Genomic DNA, 12397 nt, shown 5'->3' on the forward strand with positions numbered 1-12397 from the left:
CTACATAGTTAAAAGGTAAATATTTACATACGAACAAACGATCGCTATAATGGAGTGGTATGCGTAAAGCGGTAAGTTTGATTGGCTACACAATTTAAAAGTGCGATTTAACTGAGTTTTTAAGAATATGTTAAATTCTGAGAGGGGCAATCTTAATGTCGGATAACAATCAGGTATACGAGTTTGAATTACCTGAAATCAATCTTGTTGGAATGTGCATTACTTCACCCTTTAAGGGTCATCTTTCTGAAAGAGTAGAAGATATGAAAAAGGAATTTTTCAGACGCAAAGATGAAATTCGAAATATAATTCATCCTGAACGTTACGTGAGTCCGAGCTTTTCTTCGGAGATTCTGTTTACTTACTTCGTTTGCATGGAAGTGGCTGATATTACAGATATACCAGAAGGGATGTTAGGCTTTACGATACCTCCGCATCGTTATGCGAAAGTAAAATCAACCAGTGACCCCTATCGAGATATTCACGATTATTTGAAAGCTAACAATAAGCAAAACAATAACAGGGCGCTCGCATTCGAAATGTATCATTTTGAAAATCCTGTATGGCCTGATGAAGCTGAGGTATATATCCCAATCATGGATTAAGCTAACGGATACTATAGTTTAATAAATTTTCACTAACGAACTTTATTTTCCTGAATCAAATCTTGACACAATTATTAGGACATGCTATAAGTTAATAAATTCTAAGCAGTGAGGTGCTCGTCATGATTAAAGTATCCAATGAACAAGCTTTTCAAGAACAAATCTCGCAGTCCACGTTGACCATTGCTGTATTCAAAGCAACTTGGTGCAAAGACTGCCACTATATCGAACCTTTCATGCCGGCAGTAGAACAAGCTTATGCTGGGCGTATCACGTTCATCGAGTTAGACCGCGACGAAGTGCCTGATCTATGTGAGCAGTTGAATATCCTTGGTATACCGAGTTTTATCGCTTTCCGTGGAGGCCAAGAGCTGGTTCGTTTCGTCAGTAAACTACGCAAAACACGCGAAGAAATTGAGGAATTCCTCAACCGTGCTATTGAAGTGTCCGATGCGTTAAAGTCGTAAGCACAAAAAATCTCTCTTTTGAGTAAATAGGGTCAAATTTGACCCCATTTTACCAAAGAGAGATTTTTTTTTAAAATATATATCTAGATTCGATAGCCATACTCAGGGCTATAAGTGTTAGCATTCAGCGATTGGTTATTGCGAAATGTTTCATAGGCTTTATGATCACGGTTCGAGTCAGATTCGACGAGGATCAGGATTTTCCCATCTTTAACGTAATCGTCATAATCTTTGGCCTCTTTCTCGGGAATACCTAAGCCGATTAAGCCGCCGACAAGGCCGCCTGCACCCGCGCCAACAGCTGCGCCTGTCAAAGTCGCGACTATAGGGCCAGCTGCTATGATGGGGCCTATACCTGGAATGGCAAGTGCACCAATACCTAGCAGTAATCCCGTAACGCCACCCAATACACCGCCAGCGGCAGCACCAGTAGCTAGTCCTTCTTCCGCTTTGGTTTCTGTTTCATCCTCGATTTGATTTAAATCCTCGTTATTCCTGCCGATAACTGAGATATCATCTGCTCTGTAGCCTTCTGCTTTGAGTTGGTTAATCACGCGAATGGCTTCTTCTTCAGAATTGAATACTCCAATAATGTGCTTACCCATAGATAAAACCTCCTGCAATCGATTTTGGTTGAACAGCAATCATTTGGTGCTCATCTTTTATTTACCCTCGTCCAAAAAGTTGAAACATTGAATGCCTTATGAACTTCAGGACAGCCTTCAGCGTGGTTTCAGAGCTTTGTAACAATTGCGAATGGATTTGCCTACTTATTAAAGCTATAATTGAAAGCGGAACAACATCATTCGACATGATTAACAGAAGTCACGACATAAAAGTAGGTGCAATCATGCAAAAATTGATTCAAAGATTAGCGAATCTTTCGGCCATTGGCATGTTTCTTATTCTTGCAATGGGTGCCTTAGTTACGAAGGCTGACGCAGGTAGAGGCTGCGGAGATGAGTGGCCCCTGTGTCATGGGACATTTGTCCCGGCACATACGATTTCATCGCTTATTGAGTACAGCCATCGATTGGTCGTTGGCATTGTGACGTTAATCCTGGTTGCTACATTCATCCTTGTATTTCGTTATGTGAAACGTAAAGATGCCAAATTTTTCATCTCTGCTACGGTATTGATGACGCTAATTCAGGCAGCAATGGGTGCTATGGCTGTTGTATGGCCGCAATCTTCACTCGTCTTGGCACTGCATTTCGGATTATCCTTATTGGCCTTTGCTTTTTCTTTGTTATTAGCCATTGTTTTTACGCCATGGGGGCAATTTCAGCGTGATACGGCCATTCGCAGCAGTTTTAAAGCCCTTGTATGGATGACGACGATTTACAGCTATGTCGTTGTTTATCTGGGTGCATTCGTTCGTCACACGGTTTCATCAGGTGGATGTTCGGGCTGGCCTTTATGCAATGGAGAAGTAGTTCCTGAACTAAGCGGGGCAACGGGTATTGTCTTTACCCACCGTGTAGCGGCATTACTGCTTTTTATATGTATTTTATTTCTTTATTTACAAGCCAAACGCTACTATCATGGCCCAGACAAGCTGAGATTTGGCAGCAAATGGGCGCTAATTTTAGTGTCTCTTCAAGTGTTTAGCGGTGCCGTTGTGACCTGGTCAATGGGGAATGAAGTCGCTTATTTATTTACCGGCATGATTCACGCAGTTATTGTTTCTTGCATGTTTGGATTCTTATGTTATCTATGCGTACTTACGCTATATGACCGCAAAGCTTAATACCTGACGGACGAGCTCCTTGGAAGCACGGCAGGGCTACCTTTGCGGTAGAGGAGGCCTTCTGATGTGGAAGGCTATTTCCTTTTTACTTACAATTATTCATCTACAATCTCACAGTCAAAGGTGGAACATACATGGTACCAACGAATTTACGAGCTTTTCTAGACATTTTGCGCCGTGAAAATCAACTGATTGAAATCTCCGCTCCAGTAGACCCGAATCTAGAACTCGCCGAGATTCATCGCAGAGTCATCGACGAGCAAGGCCCAGCCTTGCTGTTCACGAATGTCAAAGGAAGTTCATTCCCTGTTGTCTCGAATCTGTTTGGGACTACACGACGCGTTGATCTTGCCTTCGGTCCAAAACCGGAGCAATTCATGAAAGCGGTTATTAACGCTACAAGCACGTTAATGCCCCCAACGCCGCAAGCGCTCTGGGGCGAACGTGCCCTCATTATGGATCTGTTGAAGGTTGGAACGAAGAAAGTACAGCCGAACCAAGCGCCGATTCTCGGCGGCTTGAAGCAGGACAACCCACTCGCAGGACTGCCTGTCCTGACGAGCTGGCAAGAAGACGGCGGCCCGTTCGTCACGCTGCCGCTCGTCTACACCGAGCATCCGGACGGAGGTCATCATAACCTCGGCATGTATCGCATGCAGGTTTATGATGATTTCACCACCGGGATGCACTGGCAAATACATAAAGGCGGCGGCTTCCATTACCACGAAGCCGAGAAACGCAACAAGCCGCTGCCCGTCACCGTGTTCCTGGGCGGCCCGCCTGCGCTCATCGCCTCGGCGATTGCGCCAGTGCCCGAGCACCTGCCCGAGCTGATGCTCGCTTCGCTCATCCTCGGACAGAAGCTCCCCATGGTGGAGAACCCCCATGGGGGGCACCGCCTCGTGGCCGAGGCGGAGTTCGCGATATGCGGCTCTGTTCCGCCGCATACGAGACGTGCCGAAGGGCCGTTCGGCGACCACTTCGGGTATTACTCACTCATCCATGATTTCCCGGTTTTCAACGTGAATCATGTATGGCACCGCAAAGACGCGATCTATCCGGCGACGATCGTCGGTAAACCGCGCCAAGAGGATTACTTCCTTGGCGAATTCCTGCAAAGACTGCTCGAACCCGCGTTTCCGATGGCGATGCCGGGGGTTAAAGACCTCTGGACGTATGCAGAGACCGGGTTCCACCCGCTCGCAGCTGCCGTCGTCCGTGAGAGCTATAGCCGTGAGGCGCTTGGCACGGCATTCCGCATTCTAGGTGAGGGTCAGCTGTCACTCACCAAGTTCTTGATCGTCACAGACAAGCCGACGGTCTTAGCCAACTTCACAGAGCTGCTTGAAACTGTGCTGGAGCGTTTTGATCCGGGACGTGACCTATTCATTTTCAACAAAACATCGCATGATACGCTTGATTATACAGGTGGCCAGCTTAATCATGGCAGCAAAGCAGTTCTTCTCGGCACAGGCGACCCTGTACGTGAGCTGCCAAGAGCCTACACCGCAGGAGAACTGCCAGAGATCCATGACATCGCCGTTTACTGTGGCGGATGTCTGCTCGTCTCAGGAGCGTCTTACGCGGCGGAGCCGGAGCTGCCACAGCGTCTGCTGGCGAATGCAGCCAGCCGCTTAACAGAGTGGCCGCTAGTCATCTTAGTGGATGACGCCAGCGGCATCGCGAACGACCAGACCAAGTTCTTATGGACTGTGTTCACTCGTTTCAATCCAGCAAGTGATATGTACGCGCAGTCCAGCGTAAATCGTCATCACATCGCTTACGAGGTTCCGATTGTGATTGATGCTCGTATGAAACCGGGATATCCCGATGAGCTGTTCCCTCGGGAAGATATCGTGGAACTCGTGGATCGCCGCTGGAAGGAATATTTCGCATGAATGCGGATCGGTTCCGTTCCTGTTATCCACATGCAGGGTTTGTTCTGGTGTATATCCTTTGGGGCATTAATTTAGCCTCTCTAAAAATTGGGGGAAGAGAATGGGATTCCCTCGTTTTTAACGGGTTACGCTTCGCGAGTATGATTCCGATGCTGTGGGTCTATACTTACTTTTATTATCGATCGCGTTCGCTGAAGATACAGATTGCCGGTAGAGATCTTCTCCTTATATGTGGATTAGGCATTCTCAATGCTATTGGGATGGAAGCCCTTCTGCAGTATGCCTTACAGTTTTCTAACTCCGCGAATGGCGCTGTATTAGGGCGCGGCTTCATGCCCGTCATAACGGTTCTTTTCGCTTTAATAGCCGGTCAAGTGAGGCTCACATGGCGCATCCTTATAGGAATTCCTTTAGCTTTATGCAGTGTAATCATCATTGTCTCAGGCGGGGTAGATGGATTCCATCTTGGAGGAGAAACGTTCAGAGGAGATATCCTATTACTGATGCGCAGTTTTATGGGAGCCATTTATCTCATCGGTATGAATCGACTTGTATTGCGTTATCCGCTGCCGCTGCTGATCTCGCTCGAAATGACTGCAGGGGCGCTTTCGTTATTGCCCTTCGTACTCTTGCGTGCTGACGCCGCCTATTATGCAGCCATCTCTTCGACAGGTTGGATCAGCTTAATTTATACCTCCTTGTTGGCTACTGCCTTAGGATTTTCTATTCACAACTGGAGCTTAGCTAAGCTAGGGCCGTTCAAATCCTCTGCTTATGGGTACTTACTTCCTATAACAGCAGCTATTGCAGGCTACATTTTTTTACATGAGTCTATCTCCCTGTACCAATGTTTGGGTGGTGTTGGGGTTTTGGCAGCTATGTATTTAGTACAACGGGATCGTTCACAGAAGGTGAAACAGACCCTGCTAAGCGAACAAACAGCAAAGCTATAACCGAACAAATTTGCTAGGATGAAAAAGGGGTGTGCCCGTGCTGCGAGTATTGTTCAATGAACCGAAACGAATCGATAGCGGACTTCTTCTAGATGCTGGCAACGCGGTGAGAACATATATTGAGCTGTTGGAATCTAAGGAGCATAGCCGCCTATCCTCAGAGTATCCCAAGTACCATAGACGGGCGATCTGGAGCAAGGGGTTTATCGATGCCTTGGATGAGCTGGAACAGAGTAAATATTGCTGTGAGCGTTACGCTGAGCATATCAGTAAGGCATTCTTGGAGGAAATGAATCCGCAAGAGATCGAAGAATATCATCGATTTGTTTATTTTTATAAAAATGCCTTCATTCGCTTGTTTTCGATTTTGGACAAATTGGGCACGTTTATGAATGATCTATTTGAGCTGAAAACAGAGACGCTTAAGTCTCGGTTCTCGTACTTTACCGTACTGCGCCGCATGCATGAAAAGCATATTCACGGTTCACTGGAGCTCCAGCTTTATAATCTCAAAATGGATTATAAATCGGCGCTAGATCGACTCCGCAATCAGCGCAATATGGAGATTCATTATATTAATGCTGAAATGCTGGATGATCTTATGCAAAAAGAGCCGATTCCAGGTGAACGTATTCATGTTGAAAATGTGAAATCAAATATCGCCGATCTGCAGCAGGGATTTGAAATGGTATGCCGAACCTTAACAATAGCTTTCTCTTATATTACGGCAAGTATTGCAAAGGGGTAAGAGGACCATGGAATTAAGAGGCCGAACGGTTCTTATTACAGGCAGCGCCAAAGGCTTGGGCAAAATGACCGCGATCACCCTAGCACAGCGGGGTTGCCATGTAGCTGTCAATTATGTAAATAGTGAAAAGGAAGCCGCTGAGCTCGTCCTTCGATTGGAAGATCTGGGTGTTCGCAGCGTGGCCGTCCAAGGCGATGTCGCTAAGCGCGAAGATATTATACGTATGGTGGAACAAACAACATCTACGCTCGGTCCTATTGATATTCTTGTGAATAATGCCGGACCTTTTTTCAGAGAACGGCGTTTTTTCGCTGATTATAATATCGATGAGATTGAATATCTGATGCGCGGCAATTTGCTAGGCGTCATGGAGCTTGATCATCTGGTTCTGCCTATGATGAGGGAGAAACGCTGGGGACGAATTATCCACTTTGGATTCGGAAAGGCGGCTGAAGCTAGGGGTTGGACGCATCGCGCCGTATACGCGGCGGCTAAGGTGGGCTTAGTTTCATTCACGAAGACATTGGCCGAAGAAGAAGCGAGTCATGGCATCACTGTCAATATGATATGCCCTGGCGATATTCGAGGTAAGAACAAAGAACGTACGATGCAAGAAGCGCGTCTGGAGATTGATGGGGAAACACCAGTAGGAAGACCGGGGACGGGCGAAGATGTGGCTAGAGTCATTGATTTCCTTTGTTTACCTGCATCCGATTTCATAACTGGAAATATTATGGATATATCTGGGGGCCTCGATCCAATCCAACCATTGCCGGTGCTTAACCAGCGTAAAAACTAGTCCTTATCCTATATGCAAAAAGAGCTTACCATAGAGGTAAGCTCTTTCTTATGATATAGTCGTAATTAGAATACCTGTACGACTTCTGTTATGCCTTCAACCTCTTCAACCAATGCGCGTTCAATACCAGCTTTCAACGTGATTGTTGAGCTTGGGCAGCTGCCGCAGGCACCCATAAGTTTCAGCTTCACAATACCGTCTTCTACATCAACGAGATCTACGTCACCGCCATCGCGTTGTAGAAAAGGACGGAGTTTATCTAAAACCTCAAGGACTTCATCATAAATTACTTCTTTTGTTTTTTCAGTCATTTGATTCATCTCCTTTCTTCTATTATTATATTACAATAATGTTTAAATGAAAATGGTTTTCAACTTGAATATCAACATAAGGTGGAATTTATATAATGAGACCAATCATTGAGTTTTGTGCCAGTAATATGCACCATGGAACTGATAAAGTCATGAAAGCTTTGGAACAAAATCCGGACTTCGACGTCATGGAATACGGCTGTCTAGGCAATTGCGGGCAGTGCTATATGGAACCTTATGCGCTTGTGAATGGCGAAATCGTTGCTGCTGAAAGCGCAGATGCTCTCCACGAGCGCATTTTAGACCGTATAAAAGAAATAGAAGCAATGTACGAACTTCTTGGAGACTAATCTTACCCGAAGTGGCGTTTCGACTTCCAAAGTACACCGCTTTTGAGGACACGAGCGATTTTACCCGTCATTAACGTACGTTTACCCATGATGCCGAAGCCGGCCTTTTTACCAAGTGAACCCAATGTACCTCTAAGTTTGATTTTACCAAGACGAGGTGTTTCACCTTTCCAAATCGACAGCATGGCTTCGGCAATCTGCTTGCCTTGGGCTTGCGCCGCTTGCGCACTTGGCGAGAACGGCAGGGCAGCGCAGTCCCCAACGACGAACACTTCTTGATACTCTGGGATCTGATGATACTCGTTAAGCAGGATACGGCCCTGGCGGTCTTTGGGCACATTCAATGCCTCAACGATTGGATTGGGCTGAATGCCTGCTGTCCAGATTGTAGCATCGGTTTTAATAATTTCATCCCCGTTGTATAAATCTCCACCATCTAGTCGAACTAACGATACTTGAGGACGGAGTTCAATATGATGCTCCGTCATCCATTCGCGGACGTACTGCTGCAAATTGCTCGGGAAAGCCGAAAGTAAGCTTGGACCACGATCAATTAATCGAATGTTCAAATCAGCCCGGCTTTCACGGAGCTCAGCTGCCATTTCAACACCGCTTAGACCTCCTCCAATAATGGAGACTTGTCCATATGGGGCAATGTCGTTGATGCGCTGGTAGGTAGCACGTGTTTGGCAAAGAGTCTGGATGCTGGAAGAGTACTCCTTAGCACCGACAATTCCGTGATAACTATCCACACAGCCCAGACCGATAACTAACCAGTCGTACGATAACGGTTCTTGGTCTTCAAAAAGAATTTGCTTGTTGTTCAAATCGACGCTTGAAACCTCACCGAATGTTAGAAGCAACCGTGGGTCATTCGGATAGGCAACACGAATATGTGTTTCAGCGATCGTACCTGAAGCCAGTGCGTAATATTCTGTTTTTAATCCTTGAAAAGGGCTTCGGTCAATAAGTACTAGCAGTGTATCTTCTGGTAAATCCTTCTCCAGCATGTTTAAGGCTATGGTCAAACCGCCATAACCTCCTCCAAGAATCACAAACTTTTTCATCCCATCCAATATCCCTTCTGAACAATATCTCTTCTCTAGTATGACTAATATACCCTGATTTCATTATAAAAGGTGTCACGTTCAACAGGAACGCGTCCTGCGCCTTTAATGAGATAAACAAGCTCATCACGTGTAAGACCTTCTGGTGACAATGCTCCAGCAGCATGGGAAATCTTCTCTTTCACGATCGTACCATGTGCGTCCGAAGCACCGAAAGCGAAGGATAGCTGAGTCAATTTCGTACCAATGTTGATGAAATAAGCCTTAATATGCGGGAAATTATCCAGCATCAAACGGCTAATGGCAATGGTTTTCAGTTCATCCCAAGCTGGTACCCGTTGTTTGAGGCCAGCATTTTTGCTTGCTGGTTGAATGGAATTAGGAATGAATACTAAGAAGCCGCCTGTTTCATCTTGAAGCTCACGCAGCAGCATCATATGACGAATGCGTTCCTCTTTCGTTTCAATTGAGCCGTACAGCATCGTTGCGTGAGTTTTCATTCCGAGCATATGAGCGTTACGATGTACGTCAATCCATTCCTCAGAGGACGCTTTTTCTACTTTCATTTTAGTCCGGTAACGCTCAGTCAGAATTTCGGCTCCTCCTCCTGGAAGAGTGGATAAACCTGCATCCATTAGCGTTTTCAGGACATCACGGAAACTGAGACCACTGATACGCGAGAAAAATTCAATTTCAGCCGCTGTATGAGCTTTAATCGTAACGTCAGGATAAGCTTGCTTCAGCTGACGGATACAATCCACGTAATATTCAAAAGGCAAATGCGGGTTATGCCCTTGGCTAATATGAAATTCTTTAATTTCTGGATTAAAATTTTCAGCTACATAATCTAACATTTGACTAGGTGTAAGGGTGTATGAGCCTTCTTCACCTTCGTCGCGGCGGAAATGACAAAAAGCACAATGCTCCTCGCACACATTCGTAAAGTACAAACTCATATTTTGGACAAAATAAACCTTGTTTCCGTTCATTCGCGTATTTACTTTGTTCGCTAATTGACCTATGGTTAGCAAATCGTCTGATTCATATAAAAATAGCCCATCTTCCATAGATAGACGTTGACTGTTCTCAACCTTTTCAGCAATTTCAGCCATCCGTTTGACCGGGTCTGTAGTCACAACACTCATCATTATTCCTCCTCTGAATAGTAGATAAAGCCCATACTGAATCAACGCATTCAGCAAGATAAAGACCAAATGCGTTAGGCGGTGTGAGACGCTCGCGTACCTGTTCATCCAGTTCGGTTCAGGAATTCACACTCACCGCTTTGTTTCTTCTATATACGTGCAATCCATCCATCCCATTATAAACCTACGTGTTGGGAGGGGCAATATCATTTAGATGGAGATAAATTGACAATATGCGAATATAATTTGGTTTTTCCTACAATATTAGGAAATGTTATTCCCAATATTAACAAATTCCTGTATACTATTGCAATGTGATTACGTAGGGCTAAAGGTGATTATATCGTGATACCAATATTCGTGACCGAACCACAGGAACGATTAAATATAGAAATAGAACAGCTTCGAGGCCAAATGGTTTCCTTAGGTACCGCGTACGGCTTCCTTCATCCAGAAGTGCAGCAATGCAGTCGAGAGCTTGATCAATTGCTGTTGCAATATTATGCGATACGACATAACCGTAAAGTTTATGGCTGAAATGTCTAAGAATGACTGCGCGGCTGCCCTTGAGCAATGTGCCAGATAGGAGTATACTTGATAGTAAGCATTACGAAAACTTAGTATAATGCCAGTTTTCCATAAGGAGAACTTTAGGGAGGGATTTCCGTTATGATTAACATTAGTGAATCAGCGTCAGATAAGATTAAAGAGCTTCTATCTTCTGAAGAATCACCGAATTTGTTTTTGCGTCTAGGTGTCAAAGCCGGAGGCTGCAGCGGTTTCTCTTACGGCATGGGCTTCGATGATGAGCAGAAGGATGACGATAAAGTATTCACCATTCATGGCCTCAAGGTCGTTGTGGACGAAGATAGCTCCAAATATTTATACGGTGTTGAAATTGACTACACAGACGCAGGCATGGGCGGCGGGTTCTCCATTAACAACCCGAATGCTGTAGCTTCCTGTGGATGCGGTTCTTCTTTCAAAGTGAAGGACGAAGAGGGCTTAGTTGAGAAGTGTGACGATAAAGTCGAAGTCTGATAAGGTTTTGGGGTTTTGTGAGTGAGTAAGTTGCTTGCATATAAACCGATACTAATGAGAACAATGAGAGTAATGTAGATTAAGGATTGCAAGAAAAATTCGACAATCCGCAATCATTGAATTGAATGTACACAACCCTAGAACTACGATTTCTGGGTTGCGGATTACGAAACCTTCTAAGCTTGTGTGTTGATGTTAAACACATAACTAGGAGGTTTTTTTGTGCTAAAAAAGAAAGAACGAAAAGTACCAATGGGTAATCGTCCAGATCAGCAAGAGTTCCCAAGAATTAGTTTTCAGCAAGCACTTGATTTTGCAATGAATGCTAAAAGAGCAGAAGGACTACGTGAGCGAACCCTTGTTGATTATGTTAAGCACTTTGGCTATTTTGTTAATTGGCTAACTGAGAAGTATCCAGAAATAGAATTTGCAGATGAATTGACATCCACAATATTCAGGGATCACATTAATTACATGAGATATGATGCTAAAAGATATAGTGGGCATAAATTCATCAACGAAGACAATCAAAGAATTGGATTGACGGATACAACTGTTAACATTCGATTGCGTACTTTAAAGGCAATATTTAACCAATTACGCAGAGATAGACTAATTGAAGTAAATCCGCTAGAAAACGTCAATCTTCTTAGGCAGGATATTGATCTCACTAATTGCCTAACTGATGAAGAAGTGAAAGCGATACTCAATCAGCCCAATCAAAAAGATTTTGTAGGTTATAGAGATTATGTGGGAATAGTTACCATGCTAGATTCAGGCTTAAGAATTGGAGAGTTATTGAGTTTAAGAACTGGGGATATAGATTTTCAAACACGGTTCATTACGATTCCAGGAGAGAGAAGCAAAAACAGGAAACCAAGGCTAGTACCTATATCAACTCATTGTTCAAAATTACTTCTTCAGCTTGCTTCAGAGAATAAACAACATTTTAGTACGGATAGAATGTTCATGTCATGTTTTGGTGAACCTTTAGGACAAAACCAGTTTAATAAAAGGCTTAAGTATTATGGTCAAAAAGCAGGGGTTAATGGTAAGAAGATGACAGCACACGTATATCGTCATACCTGGGCAAAAACCCTAACTTTAAACGGTGCAGATCCATTTTCACTACAAAAAATGGGTGGCTGGTCAGATATTCGAACCGTTCGTAGATATATTCAAATGGATACAGCGGATATTCGTAAGAGTCATGATGACTTCTCTCCACTTAGCAAAATACTAACAAGAACTGGGAGAATTTGA

15 protein-coding genes are annotated in these 12397 nt (G+C 44.4%); 11 read left to right on the plus strand and 4 right to left on the minus strand.

All coding sequences use genetic code 11. From position 1 onward, the window contains the following. Positions 1 to 155: 155 nt before the first annotated feature. A complete protein-coding gene (locus QFZ81_RS05105; protein WP_307601747.1) occupies positions 156 to 605 on the plus strand; it encodes a GyrI-like domain-containing protein in 450 nt (149 codons plus the stop codon). 122 nt (positions 606 to 727) lie between these two features. After that, on the plus strand, positions 728 to 1072 hold the full coding sequence (locus QFZ81_RS05110; protein ID WP_307447262.1) for a thioredoxin family protein: 345 nt from the start codon (positions 728 to 730) through the stop codon (positions 1070 to 1072). 83 nt (positions 1073 to 1155) lie between these two features. On the opposite strand, the gene QFZ81_RS05115 is transcribed toward QFZ81_RS05110, so the two are convergent. Next, the gene (locus QFZ81_RS05115; protein WP_307601749.1) at positions 1156 to 1677 is read right to left on the minus strand and encodes a general stress protein; all 522 of its coding nucleotides are present in this window, start codon (positions 1675 to 1677) and stop codon (positions 1156 to 1158) included. Between the two features lie 245 nt (positions 1678 to 1922). Between QFZ81_RS05115 and QFZ81_RS05120 the strand changes: the two genes are divergently transcribed. From QFZ81_RS05120 to QFZ81_RS05140, 5 genes are all read left to right on the plus strand, one after another. Continuing rightward, on the plus strand, positions 1923 to 2822 hold the full coding sequence (locus QFZ81_RS05120; RefSeq protein ID WP_307447259.1) for a COX15/CtaA family protein: 900 nt from the start codon (positions 1923 to 1925) through the stop codon (positions 2820 to 2822). Positions 2823 to 2956: 134 nt separating this feature from the next. After that, positions 2957 to 4720 (plus strand): UbiD family decarboxylase, encoded by a 1764-nt coding sequence (locus tag QFZ81_RS05125; RefSeq protein ID WP_307447256.1) that lies wholly within the window; start codon positions 2957 to 2959, stop codon positions 4718 to 4720. Continuing rightward, the gene (locus tag QFZ81_RS05130; RefSeq protein ID WP_307601751.1) at positions 4717 to 5673 is read left to right on the plus strand and encodes a DMT family transporter; all 957 of its coding nucleotides are present in this window, start codon (positions 4717 to 4719) and stop codon (positions 5671 to 5673) included. The genes QFZ81_RS05125 and QFZ81_RS05130 overlap by 4 nt, the downstream gene beginning before the upstream one ends. 37 nt (positions 5674 to 5710) lie before the next feature. Further along, entirely contained in the window at positions 5711 to 6421 is a 711-nt protein-coding gene (locus QFZ81_RS05135) for a Cthe_2314 family HEPN domain-containing protein (RefSeq protein ID WP_307601754.1), read from the plus strand. Between the two features lie 7 nt (positions 6422 to 6428). Continuing rightward, positions 6429 to 7220: an SDR family oxidoreductase gene (locus QFZ81_RS05140; RefSeq protein ID WP_307601756.1), complete on the plus strand. Its 792-nt coding sequence runs from the start codon at positions 6429 to 6431 to the stop codon at positions 7218 to 7220. A 65-nt stretch (positions 7221 to 7285) separates the two neighbouring features. On the opposite strand, the gene QFZ81_RS05145 is transcribed toward QFZ81_RS05140, so the two are convergent. Beyond that, a complete protein-coding gene (locus QFZ81_RS05145) occupies positions 7286 to 7531 on the minus strand; it encodes a NifU family protein (protein WP_056829608.1) in 246 nt (81 codons plus the stop codon). Positions 7532 to 7626: 95 nt separating this feature from the next. On the opposite strand from QFZ81_RS05145, the gene QFZ81_RS05150 reads away from it, so the two are divergent. Then, positions 7627 to 7881 (plus strand): YuzB family protein, encoded by a 255-nt coding sequence (locus QFZ81_RS05150; RefSeq protein WP_307447240.1) that lies wholly within the window; start codon positions 7627 to 7629, stop codon positions 7879 to 7881. A gap of 2 nt (positions 7882 to 7883) precedes the next feature. Here the strand turns inward: QFZ81_RS05150 and QFZ81_RS05155 are convergent, their stop codons facing one another. Next, the gene (locus QFZ81_RS05155; RefSeq protein ID WP_307447237.1) at positions 7884 to 8948 is read right to left on the minus strand and encodes an NAD(P)/FAD-dependent oxidoreductase; all 1065 of its coding nucleotides are present in this window, start codon (positions 8946 to 8948) and stop codon (positions 7884 to 7886) included. A gap of 44 nt (positions 8949 to 8992) precedes the next feature. Next, entirely contained in the window at positions 8993 to 10096 is a 1104-nt protein-coding gene (gene mqnE / locus QFZ81_RS05160) for an aminofutalosine synthase MqnE (RefSeq protein WP_373462699.1), read from the minus strand. A 342-nt stretch (positions 10097 to 10438) separates the two neighbouring features. Between mqnE and QFZ81_RS05165 the strand changes: the two genes are divergently transcribed. From QFZ81_RS05165 to QFZ81_RS05175, 3 genes are all read left to right on the plus strand, one after another. After that, positions 10439 to 10630, plus strand: a complete 192-nt coding sequence (locus QFZ81_RS05165) for an aspartyl-phosphate phosphatase Spo0E family protein (protein WP_307447234.1) — start codon at positions 10439 to 10441, stop codon at positions 10628 to 10630. A 132-nt stretch (positions 10631 to 10762) separates the two neighbouring features. Next, complete coding sequence (gene erpA, locus QFZ81_RS05170) at positions 10763 to 11134, plus strand: iron-sulfur cluster insertion protein ErpA (protein WP_307601758.1); 372 nt, start codon at positions 10763 to 10765, stop codon at positions 11132 to 11134. Between the two features lie 252 nt (positions 11135 to 11386). Further along, positions 11387 to 12397, plus strand: coding sequence for a tyrosine-type recombinase/integrase (locus QFZ81_RS05175; protein ID WP_307606832.1), 1011 nt, complete (start codon positions 11387 to 11389; stop codon positions 12395 to 12397).

Origin of the sequence: Paenibacillus sp. V4I9 (assembly GCF_030817295.1) — a bacterium.
GTDB lineage: Bacteria > Bacillota > Bacilli > Paenibacillales > NBRC-103111 > Paenibacillus_E.